At 71.7% G+C, this 19,907-nt stretch carries 14 protein-coding genes; 11 read left to right on the top strand and 3 right to left on the bottom strand.

Annotation, left to right across the window (positions count from 1 at the left end):
- Positions 1-146: 146 nt before the first annotated feature.
- Both DDE18_RS16530 and DDE18_RS16525 read left to right on the top strand, forming a co-directional pair.
- Positions 147-4,967 (top strand): GH92 family glycosyl hydrolase, encoded by a 4,821-nt coding sequence (locus DDE18_RS16530; protein WP_211754588.1) that lies wholly within the window; start codon positions 147-149, stop codon positions 4,965-4,967.
- Positions 4,964-8,275: a GH92 family glycosyl hydrolase gene (locus tag DDE18_RS16525; RefSeq protein WP_116573377.1), complete on the top strand. Its 3,312-nt coding sequence runs from the start codon at positions 4,964-4,966 to the stop codon at positions 8,273-8,275. The genes DDE18_RS16530 and DDE18_RS16525 overlap by 4 nt, the downstream gene beginning before the upstream one ends.
- A 19-nt stretch (positions 8,276-8,294) precedes the next feature.
- Here DDE18_RS16525 and DDE18_RS16520 read toward each other — a convergent pair whose 3' ends face one another.
- Positions 8,295-9,509: an ROK family transcriptional regulator gene (locus DDE18_RS16520; RefSeq protein WP_116573376.1), complete on the bottom strand. Its 1,215-nt coding sequence runs from the start codon at positions 9,507-9,509 to the stop codon at positions 8,295-8,297.
- A 157-nt stretch (positions 9,510-9,666) separates the two neighbouring features.
- Here DDE18_RS16520 and DDE18_RS16515 point away from each other — a divergent pair, with 157 nt between their 5' ends.
- The 5 genes from DDE18_RS16515 (at position 9,667) to DDE18_RS16495 (ending at position 14,707) form a co-directional block, all read left to right on the top strand.
- Positions 9,667-10,950 (top strand): ABC transporter substrate-binding protein, encoded by a 1,284-nt coding sequence (locus tag DDE18_RS16515; protein ID WP_116573375.1) that lies wholly within the window; start codon positions 9,667-9,669, stop codon positions 10,948-10,950.
- Positions 10,951-11,056: 106 nt separating this feature from the next.
- Positions 11,057-12,022 (top strand): carbohydrate ABC transporter permease, encoded by a 966-nt coding sequence (locus tag DDE18_RS16510; RefSeq protein WP_116573374.1) that lies wholly within the window; start codon positions 11,057-11,059, stop codon positions 12,020-12,022.
- The gene (locus DDE18_RS16505; RefSeq protein WP_116573373.1) at positions 12,019-12,891 is read left to right on the top strand and encodes a carbohydrate ABC transporter permease; all 873 of its coding nucleotides are present in this window, start codon (positions 12,019-12,021) and stop codon (positions 12,889-12,891) included. The genes DDE18_RS16510 and DDE18_RS16505 overlap by 4 nt, the downstream gene beginning before the upstream one ends.
- Positions 12,888-14,087 carry an AGE family epimerase/isomerase gene (locus tag DDE18_RS16500; RefSeq protein WP_116573372.1) on the top strand — a complete coding sequence of 400 codons (1,200 nt, stop codon included), beginning with the start codon at positions 12,888-12,890 and terminating at the stop codon, positions 14,085-14,087. The genes DDE18_RS16505 and DDE18_RS16500 overlap by 4 nt, the downstream gene beginning before the upstream one ends.
- A gap of 56 nt (positions 14,088-14,143) precedes the next feature.
- A complete protein-coding gene (locus DDE18_RS16495) occupies positions 14,144-14,707 on the top strand; it encodes an NADPH-dependent FMN reductase (protein ID WP_116573371.1) in 564 nt (187 codons plus the stop codon).
- A 39-nt stretch (positions 14,708-14,746) separates the two neighbouring features.
- Here the strand turns inward: DDE18_RS16495 and DDE18_RS16490 are convergent, their stop codons facing one another.
- A complete protein-coding gene (locus DDE18_RS16490; RefSeq protein WP_116573370.1) occupies positions 14,747-15,853 on the bottom strand; it encodes a hypothetical protein in 1,107 nt (368 codons plus the stop codon).
- 40 nt (positions 15,854-15,893) lie between these two features.
- Here DDE18_RS16490 and DDE18_RS16485 point away from each other — a divergent pair, with 40 nt between their 5' ends.
- Genes DDE18_RS16485 through DDE18_RS16470 form a run of 4 tightly spaced genes read left to right on the top strand, consistent with a single transcriptional unit; the run spans position 15,894 to position 19,347 of the window.
- A complete protein-coding gene (locus DDE18_RS16485) occupies positions 15,894-16,316 on the top strand; it encodes a (deoxy)nucleoside triphosphate pyrophosphohydrolase (RefSeq protein WP_245916778.1) in 423 nt (140 codons plus the stop codon).
- A 4-nt stretch (positions 16,317-16,320) separates the two neighbouring features.
- The gene (locus DDE18_RS16480) at positions 16,321-16,605 is read left to right on the top strand and encodes a hypothetical protein (RefSeq protein WP_116573368.1); all 285 of its coding nucleotides are present in this window, start codon (positions 16,321-16,323) and stop codon (positions 16,603-16,605) included.
- 14 nt (positions 16,606-16,619) lie between these two features.
- Entirely contained in the window at positions 16,620-17,540 is a 921-nt protein-coding gene (gene mshB / locus DDE18_RS16475; protein ID WP_116573367.1) for an N-acetyl-1-D-myo-inositol-2-amino-2-deoxy-alpha-D-glucopyranoside deacetylase, read from the top strand.
- 40 nt (positions 17,541-17,580) lie between these two features.
- Positions 17,581-19,347, top strand: a complete 1,767-nt coding sequence (locus tag DDE18_RS16470) for a VanW family protein (RefSeq protein WP_116573366.1) — start codon at positions 17,581-17,583, stop codon at positions 19,345-19,347.
- 19 nt (positions 19,348-19,366) lie between these two features.
- Here DDE18_RS16470 and DDE18_RS16465 read toward each other — a convergent pair whose 3' ends face one another.
- A complete protein-coding gene (locus DDE18_RS16465) occupies positions 19,367-19,891 on the bottom strand; it encodes a 2'-5' RNA ligase family protein (RefSeq protein WP_116573365.1) in 525 nt (174 codons plus the stop codon).
- Positions 19,892-19,907: the final 16 nt, after the last annotated feature.

The raw sequence follows: 19,907 nt of genomic DNA, 5'->3' as shown, positions 1-19,907 counted from the left end.
ACAACGATGTCGGTGCAGTGACCGTATCTACGGCCCGTGGTGGACGTCAAGAGGCGCCGCCCCGCGTAATCTAGGGTTGACAACGATGTCATAGGCCGATTGAGTGGCGGTCGTCACAGCCAGCCTCATGATGGAGGTGTCTCGGGATGACTTCTTCCCGCGCCCCGCTTCGACGCGTCACCGGCTGGGCGGCGGCACTCGCCGTCGTCATGGTCGGATCTCCCACGATCGGTGCGGGCAACGCCGCCGCCGACCCCGGCTCCCCCGGCGGCTCCGCGAGCCCCGGGGCAGCGGCCCAGAGCGCCGCCGCGGCGGCGTTCGCCAGCTCCTTCGAGACGACGGACCGCGCCCTCGACTGGACCAGCGCCACCGAGACCCGTCCCGACGGCTCGGCGTGGACGGCCGGGGTCACCGGCGCCACGGGCATCGCCCTGCAGGGTGACGTGACCGACCAGGTCGCCGCGGTGACGGCCAACGCCGAGAACGCCCCCAACGAGATCGCGGCCAACCTCGTCGACGGCGACTCCGGCAGCAAGTGGCTCACGTTCACGTCCACGGGCTGGGTCCGCTACGAGCTCGGCGCCCCCGCGGTCGTGCAGCGCTACTCGCTGACCGCGGCCAACGACGCCCCGGAGCGCGACCCGCGCGATTGGGTCTTCCAGGGCTCCCAGGACGGCACCACCTGGACCGACCTCGACGCCCGCGCCGGGCAGGACCTCGGCAGCCGGTTCACCACGACGGTCTACGACTTCGCCAACGCCACGGCGTACAAGTACTACCGGCTCGACATCCGGGCCAACCACAGCGGCGGCCTGATCCAGCTCGCCGAGCTGCGCATCAGCAACGGCGACGAGTCCGACCCGCCCGCCCGCCCGATGCACGCCGACCTCGCCGACGGGCCCGCGAGCGCCTACACCGCCCGCACCCGCGTCGGCTTCACGGGGGTGAAGTCCCTGCGGTACGGCGGCAAGGTGACCGCCGCTGACGGCGGCCACTCGTGGAACAAGGTCTACGACGTCGAGGTCCCCGTCACCGGCGACACCGAGCTGTCCTACCGGATCTTCCCCAACCTGTCGGGGGGCGACCTGCGCTACCCGAGCACCTACGCCGCGGTCGACCTGGCGTTCACCGACGGCACCTATCTCTCCGAGCTGGGCGTGCAGGACCAGAACGGCTTCGGGGCGTCCCCGCGCGAGCAGGGCGAGTCCAGGACGCTCTACGTCAACCAGTGGAACCACCGCGCGATCGGGCTGGGCGCCGTCGCGGCCGGTAAGACCGTCGACCGGATCCTCGTGGGCTACGACAGCCCCCACGGCCCCGCCGACTTCGGTGGCTTCATCGACGACATCGAGATCGCCGAGGCCGAGCCGGTCACGGCCGAACGGCCCAGCGACTGGGTCGTCACCACCCGGGGCACGAACTCCACCGGCTCGTTCTCCCGGGGCAACAACATCCCGGCGGCGGCCGTGCCCCACGGGTTCAACTTCTGGAGCCCGGTCACCAACGCCGGCTCGCTGAGCTGGATCTACGGCTACGCCCACGACAACGACGCGCAGAACCGGACTCGGCTGCAGGCGCTGGCCCTGAGCCACGAGACGAGCCCGTGGATGGGTGACCGGCACACGTTCCAGGTGATGCCCTCGGTGGCCACCGGCGTCCCGACCGCTCACCGGACCAACCGCTCGCTGCCGTTCAGCCACGTCAACGAGGTGGCCTCACCGCACCACTACGCCGTCACCTTCGACAACGGGCTGAAGGCCGAGATCGCGCCCACGGACCACGCGGCGATCATGCGCTTCACGTTCCCCGACGACGCCGCGAGCCTGGTCTTCGACAACGTCAACGACAACGGCGGTCTCACCGTCGACCCCGTGGCCGGCACCATCAGCGGCTGGACCGACACCCGCAGCGGCCTGTCCGTGGGTGCCCACCGGATGTTCGTCCACGGCGTCTTCGACTCCCCGGTGACCGCGAGCGGCCTGCCGACGGACGTCACTCGGCCTCGCGTGACCCGCTACGTGCGGCTCGACGCCGGCGCGGACCGCACGGTCGAGCTGCGGCTGGCCACCTCCCTGATCAGCCTCGAGCAGGCCCGCAAGAACCTCCAGATGGAGGTCGCTGCGAGCTCCTTCGAGCAGGTGAAGGACGAGGCCCAGGCGGCCTGGGACGACGTGCTCGACGTCATCGAGGTCGAGGGTGCGACGCCCAACCAGCTGACCACGCTCTACTCCAACCTCTACCGGCTCTCGCTCTACCCGAACAGCGGGCACGAGAACGTCGGTACGCCGGAGGCGCCGGTGTGGAAGCACGCCAGCCCGGTCGCCGACCCGGTCGGGCCGAGCACGCCGGTGCAGACGGGCGCGAAGGTCGTCGACGGCAAGATCTACGTCAACAACGGGTTCTGGGACACCTACCGCACGACCTGGCCGGCGTACTCCTTCCTCTACCCCGAGAAGGCCGGCGAGATGGTCGACGGCTTCGTCCAGCAGTTCCGTGAGGGCGGCTGGGTCTCCCGCTGGTCATCGCCCGGCTACGCGAACCTGATGACCGGCACGAGCTCGGACATCTCCTTCGCCGACGCCTTCACCAAGGGCGTGGAGGGCTTCGACCCGATCGACGCCTATGACGCGGCGCTCAAGAACGCCACCGTCGCTCCTCCTGGCACCTCGAACAACGCCGACATCGGCCGCAAGGGGCTGCAGAAGAGCATCTTCCTCGGCTGGACCCCGGACGAGGTGTCGGAGGGCGTGTCCTGGGCGCTCGAGGGCTACATCAACGACCACGGCATCGGCCGGATGGCCGTGCAGCTGTCGAAGGACATGTCCCTGCCGCTGGCCGAACGGCTCCGCTACAAGGAGGAGGCGGCCTACTTCCTGGACCGCTCCCGCCGCTACGTGGAGATGTTCGACTCGCGGGTCGGCTTCTTCCAGGGCCGGGACGCAGCAGGGGAGTGGAAGTCGACACCTGCGGAGTACGACCCCGAGGTCTGGGGCCACAGCCACGACTACACCGAGACCAACGGCTGGAACTTCGCCTTCCACGTGCCGTTCGACGGCGCAGGACTGGCGGCGCTCTACGGCGGCCGTGACCAGCTGGCGAAGAAGCTGGACACGTTCTTCGCCACCCCCGAGACCGGCACCAAGGTCGGGTCCTACGGCGGCGTCATCCACGAGATGATCGAGGCCCGCGACGTCCGGATGGGCATGTGGGGCTTCAGCAACCAGGTCAGCCACCACATCCCCTGGATGTACACGCACACCGGCCAGCCGTCGAAGACGCAGAAGATCGTGCGCGAGGTGCTCTCGCGGCACTACCTGGGAAGCGAGATCGGCCAGGGCTACGCCGGCGACGAGGACAACGGCGAGACGTCCGCGTGGTGGATCTTCAGCGCCCTGGGGTTCTACCCCCTCGAGCTCGGCTCGGAGAGATACGCCGTGGGGTCGCCGCTCTTCACGAAGGCAACCGTCCACCTCGAGAACGGCGAGGACCTGGTCATCGAGGCGCCGGGCAACAGCGCCGAGAACGTCTATGTCCAGGGCGTCACCGTCGACGGGTCGAAGTGGGACAAGGCCTGGCTGGCGCACAAGGCGCTCGCCGACGGCGGCGTCGTCCGGTTCACCATGGGCCCGCAGCCCAGCAGGTGGGCGACCGGGACCGCCGCCGTGCCGCCGTCGCCGAGCGACCGCGCCGCAGCCCCGCTGACCGACGCGACCGGCCCGGAGAAGGGCATCGCGTCCGGCGTCCCGAGCGCGCCGCGCCTGTTCGACAACACCTCCGGGACCGTCACCGACGTGGTGCCGGGCAGCGGCGTGCAGTACCGGTTCCTGTCCAGGCCGGTGGAGGTCTCCCGCTACACGATCACCAGCGGCACCGGGAGCAACCACCTGACCGGCTGGGTGCTGGAAGGCTCGGACGACGGCACGACGTGGACCGAGGCCGACCGTCGCAAGGCCGAGACCTTCCGGTGGGCCAAGCAGACGCGGCCGTTCGAGATCGACCAGCCGCGCGCCCACCGCTTCTACCGGCTCCGGGTCACGGGCCTGAGCGGGGAGACGGCATCCCTGGCCGAGGTCGAGCTGTTCGGCCTGCCGGGCAAGGAGCTGACCGACGAGCAGTGGGTGGCCGAGACCCTCGCGGGCATCGACCTCGGGGACACCTCGGCGCTCACCGGGGACGTGGAGCTGCCGACGGGGCCGTCGTACGCGTGGGCCTCGGCGGACACCTCGCTGGTGACGGACGAGGGCCGGCTCGTCCGGCGTCCGGACATCGGCGCGCCGTCGGAGGCGACGACCCTGACGGTCACGGTCACCAAGGGGGAGGCCAGCGGCACTCGGGACTTCACCTTCACCGTGGCGCCGTGGACCCAGGCCGAGTGGGAGGCCACCGGCACGGACCTGGCCACCTCCTTCGAGGAGGGACAGCCCGGGGCCCTGCACAACGCGTGGCTGCGCGCCGGCGGCGTCGTGGAGTTCTGCTGCGGCATCGGTGGCATGGAGACGACCGAGGGTGGCCCGCCGCCCGAAGGCGCGAAGACGGGCGGCCGGATCCTGCTCTACTCCGGCCTGGCCTCGGGCGAGGGCCCTGCGTCGGCGACGAACGCGATCCTCGACGCGCCGCGAGGCACGTGGGTGCGGCCGGGCACGCAGCTGTCGTGGTGGGTCTTCCCGGAGGGCGGCGCCAACCGACGGAGCACCTACGTCGCGCTCGACCTCCAGTTCACCGACGGCACGTTCCTGCAGGACCTACGGCCGACGACGACCGACGGGCAGGACGGGCACCCGAGCGCGCTCGGCACCCGGCTGGCCAACGGGAGCTGGCAGCAGGTCGTCCTCGACGTCGGCTCCGTCGCGGCCGGCAAGCAGGTGCAGTCGGTCGCCTTCACGTTCGACTCCGACGAGCTCGACGGACCCTTCCGCGGCTTCGTGGACGACGTGGTGCTGGAGCGGCCCGCGGCGGTGGCACCATGACGCGGCGGCGTGGCTACAGGTCGTTGGGCAGCGCGGTCGCCCTCCTTGCCGGCCTCGCGACCGCAACCCCACTGGCCGTCACGGCCTTCACCCCGGCGGCCGGCTCCGTGCCGGCCGCTCGGGCGGGGGCGACGGCGGCCGTCACCGCCGACGAGGACCTCACCTCCCTGGTGAACCCGTTCATCGGCAGCCAGAACGACGGGAACACCTTCCCGGGGGCCGCGGTGCCGTTCGGCATGGTGCAGATGTCGCCCGACACGGGCCACAACGTCGGCTACCGCTACGACCAGGACCGGATCCGCGGCTTCTCCACGGTCCACCTCTCGGGAGTGGGGTGCGGGCTCGGTGGCACCTTGCCGGTGCTGCCGACCACCGGTGCGGTCACCGAGACCGACTACGCGCGGTATGCCGCCACCAAGGACCGGGCCAGCGAGGTGGCCGAGCCGGGCTACTACCGGGTCCGGCTGGCCGACTCGGACATCACCGCCGAGCTCTCGGCCACCACGCGCACGGCGTGGCAGCGCTACACCTTCCCGGCGACGGGCCGGGCCAACGTGCTGCTCAACACCGGCCAGGCGCTGCACCGCGTCACCTCCAGCGAGGTGCGCGTGCTCGACGACCGGACGCTGGTGAGCGAGGTGACCGGACGAGGCTTCTGCCAGGACACCCGGCCCTACACGCTCTACTTCGTCACCCGCTTCGACCGACCGTTCTCCGGCCACGGGACCTGGCAGGGCGGCGTGGTGACTCCGGGCAGCGGGTCCTCGGCCGCAGGAGAGGCGCGGAACGGCGCCTACGTGCGGTTCGACACGACGAGCGACCGCGACGTCGAGGCGGTGACCGCCCTGTCGTACGTCGACCTCGACGGGGCGCACGCCAACCTGGCTGCCGAGGGCGGGAGCACGTTCGACGAGGTGCGCACGGCGGCTGACGCGGCGTGGGAGCAGCGACTCCAGCAGGTGCGGGTCGGCGGAGGGGCGGCCGTCGAGCGGCGGACTTTCTACTCCTCGCTCTACCGCAGCTTCCTCGCCCCCACCGTGGGCAGCGACGTCGACGGCCGCTACCGCGGCTGGGACCAGCAGGTGCACACCGCCGAGGACTTCACGTACTACCAGAACTGGTCGTTGTGGGACACCTACCGGACCCAGCAGCAGCTGCTGGCGCTGCTGGCACCGCGGGAGTCCCGTGACATGGCCCGCTCGATCCTCCGGATCGAGGACGAGGGCGGCTGGCTGCCCCGATGGGGCCACGCGACGGTCGAGACGAACATCATGACCGGCGACCCGGTCACGCCCTTCCTGGTGTCGGCGTGGCGGCAGGGCCTGCTCGACGGTCACGAGGAGGACGCCTACGCCGCCCTGAGGGAGAACGCCGACGGCGTCCCGCCGGCGGACTCGCCCTACAACGGCAGGTCCGGCAACCCGACGTACCTGTCCGAGGGCTTCGTGCCCTACCTCCCCGACGCCCGCAACAAGCCCGGCGACTACGACCTCAACCACGGGCCTTCGGCGACGCTGGAGTACGCGCTCGCAGACTGCACCCTCTCCACGATGGCCGGCGCCCTCGGGCACACGGCGGACGCCCGGAGGTACGCCGCACGTGGGCGGTCCTTCCGCAACGTCTTCGACCCGTCGACGACGTGGTTCCGCGCACGTGACGCCCAGGGTCGCTTCGTCGGCCCGGCGGATCCCAAGGACTCCGTCGGCTTCCACGAGGGCACCGCCTGGCAGTACATGTGGCTGGCGCAGCAGGACATGCAGGGCCTGGTCGACCTGATGGGCGGGCGGGCTGAGGCGCGCAGGCGGCTCGACTACTTCTTCGCCTACGAGCAGCTCGTCGACGACCCCCGGCGGGTCGCCCGCGAGGTCTGGGTGAACGGCCCCTACGCCTACTACAACGCCGATCGGTACAACCCGCAGAACGAGCCGGACCTGCACTCGCCGTACACGTACCTGTGGACCGGCGAGCCGCACAAGACGAGCGATGTGGTGCATGCGGCGCTGACGCTGTTCAGCGACGGCCCGACCGGCATGACGGGGAACGACGACCTGGGCACCATGTCGGCCTGGCACGTGCTGTCGGCGATCGGCATCTACCCGGTCATGCCCGGCACGGACGTGTGGGGGCTGACGACCCCGATCTTCGACGGGGTCGAGATCGCGCTCGACGAGTCGTTCCACGGCACCGGGTCGCTCGTCATCACGGCGCCGGGCGCAGACGGCGGCACCCGCAGCTACATCACCGCGGCCGAGCTGGGTGGCAGGGCGTGGCAGCGGACCTGGGCGACCACGGAGGAGCTGCTCGCCGGGGGCACGCTGGCGCTCCGCGTCGGTGACGACCCGTCCGGTTGGGGCACGAGCCGTGGGGATGCCCCGCCGAGCCTGTGCGGGGCCGGGCGCGCGGACACCAGCCGGCTGGCTGCAGGCACCAGCCCGACGTCCCTGGCGATGCCGTCGTCGGAAGCCGACGTCACGGCGGAGGTGATCCTCGACGTGGTGGCGACGGGCGCCGGCGAGGTCACGGGGACGGTGACGGCGACGGCGGCCGCTCCGGTGGCCGTGGCGCCGGGCAGCAGCACCTGGACGGCCGACTCGAAGGGCCTGCCGACCACGGTGTCCGTGCCGGTCGACGTCACGGTGCCGGCCGGCACGCCCGACGGGACCTACGAGGTCCGCCTCGCCGTGGCCGACGAGCGTGGCAACCAGGTCGTCCGCACCCTGCCTGTGCGCGTGGTCACCGCGGACTGTGCCGCCGACGTGGGCTCATGCCCACAGGACCTCACCGGGTCCTGGGACCACGACGGCGTCGCCACGCTCGACGCCTCGGCGGAGGGCAACTTCGACGGCGGCGGGTGGAGCTTCCCGGCCGAACAGCTGCCGGAGCCGGGGCTCGGGGTGCTGGGCGACTGGGCCTACCTGTTCCCGGAAACCGGTGGCAACGCGCCGAACTTCGTCGAGGCGCGGGGGCAGGCAGTGCCGCTCAACGGTGGCCGGTTCGCGGCTCTCGACGTGATCGCGAGCGCCCACCACGGCGATGTCCAGGCGACGGTCCGGGTCACCTACGCCGACGGTACGACGGTCGACGTCCCGTTCAGGGTCACCGACTGGGCTGCCGGGTCGCCGCGGTTCGGCGAGACCCTGGCGGTGCGGACCGACTACCGGGTCCGGGCGGGGACCGGACGGGATGCGCCACCCGTGGCGCTGTGGCACCTGGAGCTGCCGGTCGACCCGGGGCGCGAGCCGGTTTCGCTCACGCTGCCGGACGACCCGCGACTGGAGGTCTACGCGCTGAGCGGCCGCAACGGCTGAGCCGGCCCCTCCCCGGCCGTCAGGCCGGGGAGGGGAGGCCGACCACCGCCGTGTCGTCCTGGGCCACCACGAGGGCACCCACGACACCGGCCCGGTCACCGAGCACGCCGGGGACCACGGTGAGGGCACGGGCCGTGTCCGGCTGGGCGTAGCGGTCGATCGAGTCCCGGATCCCGCGCAGGAACGACGGCGCCACCCGCATGTCACCGCCGATGACGATGATCTCGGGGTTGAGGTGGTTGCACAGGTCGGCGATCACGCGGCCGAGCGAGCGGCCGGCGTCGTCGAGGATGCGCGTGACGCCCACGTCGCCCTCGCGACCGAGCTCCAGCATCTTGCCGACGGTCAGGCCCGGGCCGTACGCCGGCTGCAGGAGCTCGACCAGCTTCGGGCCCGCGACCGCGGTCTCCAGGCACCCCCGGTTGCCGCAGCGGCACACCGGGCCGTCGTCGTCGAAGCGGACGTGGCCGATCTCCCCGGCGATGCCGGTGGCGCCGCGGTAGAGCTTGCCGGCGAGGACCAGCCCGGCGCCGATCCCGCTCGAGGCCTTGACGTAGATGACGTCGGAGTGGCCTCGCGCCGCGCCGTGCCTGACCTCGCCCAGCGCTCCGATGTTGGCGTCGTTGTCCACGTGCACGGGCCTGCCGAGGCGGCGCGCGAGCTCCCAGGCGGGGGACCGCCCGACCCAGCTGGGCAGGATCGGCGAGACCACGATGCCGGTGCGCGGGTGGACCGGGCCGGGGACACCCATGCCGACGCCCACGATCCTGTCGCTGCCCGCGCCGATGCCCGCCGCGACCAGGCACTGCTGGACGAGCTCGGCCGCGAGGTCGAGTGCCTCGTCGGCCGAGTGGTCGACGTCGACCGGGCGCGCCTCCTCGGCGAGCGGGACCGCCGAGAGGTCGGCCACGGCCACCCGCACGTGCCGGTGGCCGATGTCGACGCCGACGAGGACGCCGGGCTCGCCCCGGAGCGAGATGAGCGTGGGCGGCCGCCCGCCCCCGCGCGCGGGCTCGACGCCTCGCGACTCCTGCACCACGCCTTCGACGAGGAGCTCCTGGACGATGCCCGACACCGTGCTGCGGGAGAGTCCCGTCAGCCGCGCGACCTCGGCGCGGCTCACCGGCGCCGAGCGGCTCAGGAGGTCGAGCACGACCGTGCGGCTCCCCGCGCGCACGGTGGACACCGCCACGCCCCTGGTCCCGGGGCCGGTCGCCCGGTCGTTCTCGGCCATGCGGCGACCCTAGACCATTCTGTCGGATCTCGACAGAACCTTGATGATCACAGTTTGATGTTTTGCATTGACTACGCAGAACTCGCACCCATACCGTGGCTAGGTGCGACCGCCGTCACAGTGGAGCAGCGGTTGTGGACAAACCCGAAGGAGCGTCATGAGAGCAACGCACAAGAGCCTGGCGATGGGCCTGGCGGCCCTCAGCCTGCTGGCCGTCTCGGCCTGTGGCGGCGAGGACGGCGGAACGGGCGGCGGCGGCGAGACCCAGGAGGTCGAGGTCTTCACCTGGTGGGCCGAAGGCAGCGAGAAGGAGGGCCTCGACGCCCTCGTCGAGGTCTTCACCTCCCAGAACCCCGACTTCGAGTTCGTCAACGGAGCGGTGGCCGGCGGCGCGGGCAGCGACGCCAAGAACGTGCTCGCCTCCCGTCTGCAGACCAACGACCCGCCCGCGACGTTCCAGGCCCACGCGGGCGCGGAGCTGACCGACTACATCGAGGCCGGCCAGATCGAGGGCCTCTCCGCCATGTACGAGGAGAAGGGCTGGAACGAGCTCTTCCCCGAGGGCCTGCTCGAGCGCCTCGAGCAGGACGGCGAGATCTACTCCGTCCCCTCCAACATCCACCGCGCCAACGTGGTGTGGGCCAACACGGCGGTCCTCGAGGAGGCGGGGCTCGACCCCAAGGCCAGCTACGCCTCGCTCGACGAGTGGATCGCGGCGCTCGAGAAGGTGGAGGCCGCGGGCAAGATCCCGCTCTCGGTCGCGACCGACTGGACCCAGGTCCACCTGCTCGAGACGGTGCTGCTGGCCGACCTGGGCGCAGAGGCCTACAGCGGCCTGTGGGACGGCTCGACGGACTGGGCCGGTGAGGACGTCACAGCCGCGCTCGAGGACTACCAGACCCTGATGGGCTTCACCAACACCGACCGGCAGTCCCTCGACTGGCAGGACGCGACGCAGCTCGTCATCGACGGCGAGGCGGCGTTCAACGTGATGGGCGACTGGGCCGAGGCGGCGTTCGCCACCTCGGAGAAGACCTACGACACCGACTACGTCGCGTTCCCGGTCCCCGGCACCGACGGCGTCTTCGACTTCCTCGCCGACTCGTTCACGATGCCGGTGGGCAGTCCCAACGGCGAGGGCACCGAGGCCTGGCTCGACACCGTCGCCAGCGCCGAGGGCCAGGAGGCCTTCAACAAGGCCAAGGGTTCCATCCCGGCCAACATCGAGGCGGAGACCGCCGACTTCGGCCCCTACCAGCAGACCGCGATCGAGTCCTGGGCCAACGACGAGATCGTCTCGTCCGTCGCCCACGGTGCCGCCGCGTCGGTGAGCTGGCTGACCGACATCACCTCGGCGGTGGCGAAGTTCGGCAGCAACGACGACGTGACCGAGCTGCAGGAGGGCCTCGTGGCCGCTGCGGAGAAGCACGCGTCGAGCTGACGCCCCGGGCCGGGGGCCGCGGTCGGCATCGTCCGACCGCCGCCCCCGGCACCGGCCCGATGCCCCCTGGCCCGCCTCGGCGGGCCCCCCGGGAAAGGTCCGCCCCATGTCCTCCACCGTGCCAGCGTCGGCGACCACGCCCGACGCCCCACACACGCCTGCGAAGTCGAGGAAGTCGCCAGGCCGGCGACCCAGCCGCAGCTGGGCCGCGCCCCTGCTGCTGATCTCCCCGACGCTCCTCGTGCTCGGCGTCTTCGTCTACGGCCTGATCGCGGCCAACCTCAACACCTCGTTCCAGGACCGGCACACCCGCGCCGAGTCCCAGGGCTACGTCTGGTTCGAGAACTACGCGGCGCTGTTCTCCGACGACACCTTCATGTACTCCCTGCGGAACCTGCTGCTCTACACCGGCGCGTTCCTGCTCGGCACCCTGGTCCTCGGCTTCCTGTGGGCCTGGCTGCTCGAGAAGGGCGTACGGGGCGAGTCGCTGTTCCGCGCCGTCTACCTGTTCCCGATGGCGGTCTCGTTCATCGCGTCCGGCGTCGTGTGGCGGTGGCTGCTCAACAACGCCGAGGGTGACCGGTCGTCCGGCCTCAACCGGCTCTTCGGTGACCTCGGCCTCACCTGGCTGCAGAACCCGTGGTGGACCCACGAGCGCTGGGGCATCGTCGCGATCGCCGTCCCGGCGATCTGGCAGCTCTCCGGCTACGTGATGGCGCTGTTCCTCGCCGGGTTCCGGGGCATCCCGGAGGAGCTGCGCGAGGCGGGCCGGATGGACGGCTGCAACGAGTGGCAGCTCTACCGGCACGTGCTGTTCCCGCAGCTCAGCCCGGTCGCCCTCTCGGCGATCATCATCATCGGCCACATGTCGCTGAAGGTCTTCGACCTGATCATGGCGATCGCCGGCCAGACCAACTACACGACGCAGGTGCCGGCCACCCAGATGTGGGTCGAGTTCACCCGGGGCGACTACGCCAAGTCCGCGGCCATCGGCACGGTGCTGCTCGTGATCGTCGCCGTGCTGATCGTGCCCTACCTCGTCGCCACCTACCGTCAGGAGCGCCGCCGATGACCACCGAGGCACTGCCGGCACCCGTCCAGGCGAGCCGTCCCGCAGGCACGCATGCGTCCGTCGCGACCCGCACCGTGAAGTACGGGCTCCTCCTGCTCTTCCTGCTCCTGATCCTGATGCCGGCCTACGTGCTGTTCGTGACCAGCTTCAAGACCATCGGCGACGCCACCCCGAGCCGCGCCTGGAACCTGCCCGCCGAATGGCAGCTCGACGGCTGGCGGAGGGCCTGGGAGACGCTGTCGCCGGCCCTGGTGCGGACCTTCTCGATGGTGATCCCGGCAGCGCTGCTCTCGGCGTTCATCGGCTCCATGAACGGGTTCGTGCTGTCGAAGTGGCGGTTCCCGGGAGCGGACCTGGTCTTCACGCTGATCCTCTTCGGCATGTTCATCCCCTACCAGGCGGTGATGATCCCGCTGGTGCAGCTGATGCAGGCCCTGAGCGTGCCCTCCGGCGTACCGAGCCTGATCGTCCTGCACACGATCTACGGCCTCCCCATCACGACGCTGATCTTCCGCAACTACTACGCGGGCGTGCCGCACGAGCTCATCGAGGCCGCGCGCGTGGACGGCGCCGGGATGCTGCGGACCTACGCGTCGGTGATGCTGCCGATCTCGATGCCGGCCTTCGTCGTCGTGCTGATGTGGCAGTTCACGTCGGCCTGGAACGACTACCTCTTCGCGCTGTTCTTCTCCAACTCGCGCAACGGGCCGGTGACCATCTCGCTGAACTTCCTGGCGAGCGGCCAGCTGCAGGACTACTCCGCGAGCATGGCGGGCGCGCTGATCGCGTCGGTCCCGACCCTCGTGGTCTACATCCTGCTGGGCCGCTACTTCGTCGGTGGACTGATGGCGGGGTCGGTCAAGGGATGATCGACGCCGACCGGGAGTGTCGGCGGCTGCTCGAGTTCGCACGGACGTCGGCGGCCTCGCCGTCAGGGTTCCTCTGGCTCGACGGGTCCGGGCGACCGGACCCGTCGCAGCCGGTGCACGCCTGGATCACCACCCGGATGACCCACGTGTTCTCGCTCGCGCACCTGCAGGGCGTGCCGGGCGCCGGGGAGCTGGCCGCCCATGGGGTGGGTGCCCTGACGGGCGCCGTGTGCGACCGTGAGCATGGTGGCTGGTACGCCGCGGTCAGCCCCGAGGACGGTGTCCCGGTGGACACCACGAAGGCTGCCTACGCCCACGCCTTCGTGCTCCTCGCCGCCACCAGCGCGGCGGCCGCGCAGGTCCCGGGCGCGCGGGCGCTGCTCGCGGAGGCGCTCGGCGTCGTCCAGCAGCACTTCCTCGACGACGGCGGCCGGGTGGTGGACAGCCTGGTGTCGGACCTGCGCAGCGGCGAGTCCTACCGCGGCGCCAACTCCAGCATGCACATGGTCGAGGCGCTCCTGGCCGCCGGCGACGTGGCCGGCGACGGACACGCCCACGCCCAGGCCCTCGGGATCGCCGGGCACCTGATCCACGACGTCGCCCGTTCCTGGGGCTACCTGCTGCCGGAGCACTTCACCCTCGACTGGGAGCCGCTGCCCGACTACAACGCCGACCGGCCCGGCGACCCCTTCCGCCCGTTCGGCTGCACCCCCGGACACCTGCTCGAGTGGTCGCGGCTGCTGCTGCACCTCGAGGCCTCCCTAGACGAGCCGCCCGCGTGGCTCGTCGAGGACGCGCGGGGCCTGTTCGCGCGGGCGGTCGAGGTGGGCTGGGACGTCGACGGGGAGCCCGGCTTCCTCTACACCGTCGACTGGCAGGGGAGGCCCGTCGTGCGCCTGCGCATGCACTGGGTGCATGCGGAGGCGCTCGCCGCGGCGGCTGCCCTCCACCGCCGCACGGGGGAGGAGTCGTACGCCGCGTGGCAGCGCGCGTTCGAGGACTTCGTCGAGGAGTTCCTGATCGACGGCGAGCAGGGCAGCTGGCACCACGAGCTCGACGAGCACAACCGGCCGTCCGCGACGGTCTGGGCCGGGAAGCCGGACGTCTACCACGCCTACCAGTCACTGCTGCTGGCCCGGAGGCCGCTGGCCCCGGTGCTCTCGGTGCAGCTCGCCAGCGTGAGGAGCGCGCCTTAGGGCCACCACTGCACGTCCGAGAGGCCGGCCGGTCGATCCGCACTAGGGTCGGGTGCATGACCCCGAGGATCGCGATCATCGTCGGCAGCACGCGCCCGGGCCGGAAGGGCTCGGCGGTTGGGCAGTGGGTGCTGGAGCAGGCGAAGGAGCGGGAGGGCGCGTCGTACGACCTCCTCGAGCTCGCCGACTTCGGGCTCGGCCTGCTCTCCGAGGCCACCGTGCCAGGCGACGCCGACCGCGCCTACGAGAACGAGCAGACCCGGGCCTGGAGCCGGACGATCGACGCCTACGACGGCTTCGTGTGGGTGACGCCGGAGTACAACCACGGTGTCCCGGCCGCGTTCAAGAACGCCCTGGACCTGCTCTACCCGGAGTGGAACCACAAGGCGGTCGGGCTCGTGGGCTACGGCGTCGACGGTGGAGTGCGCGCGGTCGAGCACTGGCGGCAGATCCTCGCCAACGTGCGGATGATCGTGGTGCGCGCCCAGTGCTCGCTGTCCACCTTCCTCGACTGGCGGGACGGCGCCTTCACCCCGACCGAGCGGCGCCCGAGGGAGCTCAAGCGCGTGCTCGAACAGCTCGAGGAGATGGCGGGCCTGCTGGCGCCGCTTCGCGGCTGAGGCAGGCAGGTCGCCCGGCTGCCGCGGGTCGCGTAGGGCCTAGTCGAACGACGAGCGCCGCATCGACACGATCCAGCGGCGCCACGGATGCTCTGTGAGCGACCACAGCCGGTCGGTCGACGGCCAGTAGGCCAGGTCCTCCGGCCCCATCGGCATCGCCAGGCGGTGCGGGCGCAGGCTGCCCGGCGCGCCGGCGTACACCGTCCCGGGCATCCACGGCCCGTGCGAGACGGTCACGTGGTAGCGCCCCGCGGCCAGGGCGACTCCCTGCATCTGCACCACCCCTCCGTCCTCGATCCCGAGCGGCCGTGAGAAACCGTCCTCGCCGGTGCGCAGCTGCCACGTCCCCGGGTCGAGCTCGTACCGGGCGAGCCGGGTCGGCCGGTCGCCGGTGTTGTACTCGCCCGCGATCAGCGCGGGCGGGTCGGATCGCCGGTCGAGGGAGAGGAAGGAGTAGCGCAGCCGCTCGTGCCCCTCGTCTGTGAAGGCCTGGTAGTTGAACCGCACCGGCAGCACGTAGCGGTGGCCGTACGACGCGACGCGGGCGCCGTCGTAGCCGAACTGGTCGGCTGGGATGTCGTCACCGGGCACGCGCATGATGTCGTCGACGCGCGCGCTGACGAAGCCGCGGTGGGTCGCCGCGATGTGCAGCCACTGGCCCGCCCAGACGATGCCGCCGGCGTGGATGCGCAGCGGCGACAGGCTGAGGTCGCCGGTCCTGTCGAGGCGCGGCAGCACCAGGAGGACGTGCCGGTAGCGGAGGGAGTCGAGGTCGAGGAACGTCACCCGCGAGCCGCGGTTGCTGGCGGCCTTGCCGGTGGAGTGCCACGTCGCCACGAGCAGCCGACGGCCCTCACCCGCGATGTCGACGGTCTCGGTGTCGGACGCGTCCGCCGAGGTCGAGATGCCCTGGGGATACCAGTCGTGGTCCCGCGTGTCGTAGCGGTCCCAGCGGTAGGCCTCGGCGACCGCCCTGCCGAGCAGCCGGGGGAGGCGGACGCGGCGCGCGGCGTGCTCGAGCTCGCCCAGCAGGCCGTCGAGCCCCGTCGGCTCCCCGAGCACCGCCGCCAGCGCGGCGATCTCCGCGACGTGCTCGTCGGTGCGCTGGAGGTGGACCCCCTGGACGTACGGCGTGGCGTCGGCCATGGCCGCACCGTACCCATCCGGCGTCGTGTTGACTCGGTGCGTGCCCCTCCCAGACCCCGTCCCCGTCGTGGGGGCCGCGATCGTCCGGGACGGACGCGTCCTGGCCGCCCGGCGTACGACGCCGCCCGAGGCCGCCGGCCGCTGGGAGTTCCCCGGTGGCAAGGTCGAGCCGGGGGAGACGCCCGCGGCTGCGCTGGTCCGCGAGCTGCGGGAGGAGCTGGGCGTGGACGTGGCGGTGACGGGGTGGCTGCCCGGGTCGGCCGCGATCGGCACCACCCACGTGCTCACCGTCGCCGTCGCGGCGCTCGTCGACGGCTCCCCGGACCCCGACCCGGTCGAGCACGACGCCGTCCGCTGGCTCGAGGCGAGCGAGCTGGCCGAGCTCGACTGGCTCGAGCCGGACCGGCCGTTCCTGGCCGCTCTGGCCGGCCACCTCGCGTCACTGACGGGCGCGGGACAATGAGCTCGTGAGGGCGATCTTCTTCGACGAGGACGACGCACGGGCCGTGGCTGCGCGGCTGGTGTCCGACGGCTGGGAGGCGCGCGTCGAGCGCGAGCGCCTGGCCGGTGAGGACGACGACGAGGACCACCCCTGGGCCGTGGTCGGCGACGCGCCCGACTTCCTCGTCGAGCTGCTCGTCGACGAGCACGACGGCTGGCTCGAGGAGGAGGAGGAGGCTGAGCCGCCCGCGCTGCCGCCCCTCGACCTGCCGCTCGCCCCGAAGCGGATCAAGCGCCCGGACACCCCCTGACTAGGCTCGACCGCATGAGCGACAGGCATCTCCTCCTCGTCCACGCCCACCCCGACGACGAGGCGATCAACAACGGGGCCACGATGACGCGCTACGTCGACGAGGGCGTCGGCGTCACCCTGGTGAGCTGCACCGCCGGCGAGCGCGGCGAGGTGCTGGTCCCCGAGCTGGAGCACCTCGCCCACGACCGGGAGGGCGGCCTCGGCGACCACCGGCGCGAGGAGCTCGCTGCCGCCATGAAGGAGCTCGGGGTCACCGACCACCGCTTCCTCGGCGGCTACGGCACCTACAGCGACTCCGGGATGGCCTGGCACCCCGACGGCCACGCGATCGCGGGCGACGACCGGCCCGACAACGCCTTCTGGGACGCCGACCTGACCGAGGCCGCGGACCACCTGGTCGCCATCATCCGCGAGGTGCGTCCGCAGGTCCTCGTCACCTACGACCAGTTCGGCAACTACGGCCACCCCGACCACGTGCAGGCCCACCGGGTGGCGATGTACGCCGCCCAGCTGGCCGCCGTGCGGTCCTACCGCCTCGACCTCGGGGAGCCACACGAGATCGCCAAGATCTACTGGATCGCCATCGGCGAGAGCCGGATGCGCGCCGGGCTGCGCGCGCTCCGCGATGCCGGCGAGGAGGTGTGGGAGGGGATGGACCCCGACGGCGACCTCGGCTTCTGGGTCACCGCCGACGAGCTCCTCGACGCGGAGATCCAGGCCACCCAGGAGCAGTTCGACCGCAAGCAGGCCGCGATGCGCGCCCACGCCACCCAGATCACCGTCGACGGGCCGTTCTTCGCGCTCTCCAACAACGTGGGCCAGGCCATCTTCGCGGCGGAGCACTACCGGCTCGCCAAGGGCACCCGCGGCCCGGTCGGGGAGCACGGTCTCGAGACCGACCTGTTCGCCGGGCTGACGCCCGCGGTGCCCTGACGATCCGGGACTTCGAGGCATCCCGACCTAGGATGCCCGCGTGTCGATCCTCCCTCCGAACACCAAAGCCCCCGCCCAGGAGAAGTCAGGCGGGGGTGTCGTCGTCGGCCTCCTGCTGGGCCTCGGCGTGCTCTTCGGAGGGGCGTACGTCGCGGCGCACGAGATCGCCGGCGACAAGGTGCCGCGGGGGACGACGGTCTCCGGGGTGAGCATCGGCGGCCACCCGCAGGCCGAGGCAGCCGACGCGCTGCGCGAGGGCCTGGCGGAGCGGGTCTCCGGGCCGATCCCGGTGAAGGTCGACGGCAGGCAGGCCACGGTCGACCCGGCGGCCGCCGGCATCACCGTCGACTACGAGGCCTCGGTCGCCGAGGCCGGCGGCGAGGACAGCTGGCACCCGATCCGGCTTTGGCACTACTTCACCGGCGGCGAGCAGCTGGAGGCGGTCGTCACGGTCGACGAGACCGCCTTCAACGCCGCGGTCGCGGCCCTCGACGCCGCACACGGCAAGCCGGCCACCGACGGCGCGGTCACCTTCGCAGGGTCCAGGGTCCAGGTCACCGACCCCCAGGTCGGCCGCGAGCTCGACCCCTCCGACACCCAGGACGCCCTCCTGGCGGCGTACCTCGACGAAGGCGGAGCGCCTGCGGAGCTGGAGCTGACCCAGGCGCAGCCCGAGATCGACGAGGGCGACGTGGCCGAGGCGCTGAAGGACTTCGCCAACCCCGCCGTCGCGGACCCGGTCCGGATCAGCTTCAAGGGGGAGACCATCAAGCTCTTCCCCGCGGACTACACCCCGGCCCTGTCGCTGCAGCCGGTGAACGGCGAGCTGGTGCCCGACCTGGACGAGAAGAGGCTCGCGGAGCTGCTCGAGGACAAGGTCACCGCGGGTGCCCCGGTCGACGCGACGGTGCAGCTGGTCGACGGTCGCCCGAAGGTCATCCCCGCCAAGCCGGGCGTCACCTTCGACCAGGACCAGGTCGACGCGGCGTTCCTCGACCTGGTCGCCCGGCCGCTGCCGGAGCGCAGCCTCGAGGTCGAGTCCCGGGTCGCGCACCCGGAGTTCACGACGCGGGAGGCACGCGAGCTGGGGATCACGGAGAAGGTCTCGACCTTCACCACCTACTTCCCCTACGCCGACTACCGCAACGTCAACATCGGCCGCGCCGCGGAGCTGGTCAACGGCACGGTCCTCAAGCCGGGGGAGACCTTCAGCCTCAACGAGACCGTGGGGGAGCGCACCGAGGCCAACGGCTTCACCGAGGGCTTCATCATCAGCGACGGCATCTTCAAGGAGGACCTCGGCGGCGGAGTCTCGCAGATGGCCACGACGACCTTCAACGCGATGTTCTTCGCCGGGCTCAAGGACATCGAGCACAAGCCGCACTCGTTCTACATCGACCGCTACCCGGTCGGCCGCGAGGCGACCGTCGCGTGGGGCGCCGTGGACCTGCAGTTCCAGAACGACACCCCCTACGGCGTGCTGATCCAGGCCGGCGTCACGCCGTCCACCCCGTCGTCGAGCGGCGTCGTCACCGTGAGCATGTGGTCGACCAAGCACTGGGAGATCACCACCTCCACCAGCGACCGCTACAACCTCACCGAGCCGGAGACGCGCACGTTGAGGACGAAGGACTGCTACCCCAACGAGGGCTACGGCGGCTTCGAGGTCGACGTGACGCGCTACTTCGAGCCGGTCCCGCCCAACACCGAGCAGCGCGAGCCGGAGACGTTCCACACGACGTACACCCCCAGCGACACCGTGATCTGCAAGGAGCCGAGGACGTCCGGCGACGGCGAGCAGCAGTAGCGCCCTGCCACCGGCCTGGTCAGGGCAGCGATGCCAGCGGCCAGAGCTCGCCCGTGCTGCTGTCGATCAGGGCGGCGCGGTCGGCGTGCAGGGTCAGCGGCAGCACGTCGGCGACGGCCTTCACCACCGTCGGGAGGAGCGCTCCGGTCGCGCGCGTCGCGAGGGAGACGTGGGGCACCCACATCCCCGGCTGGTAGTGGTGGTGCACCAGCGCCCCGTCCGACATCAGGGCGCGGGACACGGCCTCCTGCCGGGCCACGACGCTCGCTGGCGCCGACAGGGCCAGCGCCCCGCGACCGCGCGGGAAGGCCAGCGTCCCCTGGACCGACAGCTCGACGGGGCCGCCGTCGGGCAGCGTGCCCAGCGTCACGCGGACCTGGTCGAGGTCCCAGTCCAGGAGCACGGCGAGGGACAGGTGCGGGTGGTGGTGGCCGTGGGTGTGGCTCTGCAGCGTGCGGATCCCGCTGGCCTCCAGCCGCGCCCAGAGCTCCCGCACGAGCTGGTCGCCGCGGGTGTCGAAGAGCAGGCACACGGCCAGGGCCATGGGCCATTCTGGACCG

Source organism: Nocardioides gansuensis, assembly GCF_003076135.1.
Classification (GTDB): Bacteria; Actinomycetota; Actinomycetes; order Propionibacteriales; family Nocardioidaceae; genus Nocardioides; species Nocardioides gansuensis.
This window is presented reverse-complemented; position numbering and strand designations above follow the sequence as displayed.

Coding starts and splice junctions, on each gene's coding strand:
- DDE18_RS16500 (WP_116573372.1), top strand. CDS start 12,888: ATGATCGACGCCGACCGGGAGTGTCGGCGGCTGCTCGAGTTCGCACGG.
- mshB (WP_116573367.1), top strand. CDS start 16,620: ATGAGCGACAGGCATCTCCTCCTCGTCCACGCCCACCCCGACGACGAG.
- DDE18_RS16530 (WP_211754588.1), top strand. CDS start 147: ATGACTTCTTCCCGCGCCCCGCTTCGACGCGTCACCGGCTGGGCGGCG.
- DDE18_RS16505 (WP_116573373.1), top strand. CDS start 12,019: ATGACCACCGAGGCACTGCCGGCACCCGTCCAGGCGAGCCGTCCCGCA.
- DDE18_RS16495 (WP_116573371.1), top strand. CDS start 14,144: ATGACCCCGAGGATCGCGATCATCGTCGGCAGCACGCGCCCGGGCCGG.
- DDE18_RS16515 (WP_116573375.1), top strand. CDS start 9,667: ATGAGAGCAACGCACAAGAGCCTGGCGATGGGCCTGGCGGCCCTCAGC.
- DDE18_RS16490 (WP_116573370.1), bottom strand. CDS start 15,853: ATGGCCGACGCCACGCCGTACGTCCAGGGGGTCCACCTCCAGCGCACC.
- DDE18_RS16525 (WP_116573377.1), top strand. CDS start 4,964: ATGACGCGGCGGCGTGGCTACAGGTCGTTGGGCAGCGCGGTCGCCCTC.
- DDE18_RS16520 (WP_116573376.1), bottom strand. CDS start 9,509: ATGGCCGAGAACGACCGGGCGACCGGCCCCGGGACCAGGGGCGTGGCG.
- DDE18_RS16465 (WP_116573365.1), bottom strand. CDS start 19,891: ATGGCCCTGGCCGTGTGCCTGCTCTTCGACACCCGCGGCGACCAGCTC.
- DDE18_RS16510 (WP_116573374.1), top strand. CDS start 11,057: ATGTCCTCCACCGTGCCAGCGTCGGCGACCACGCCCGACGCCCCACAC.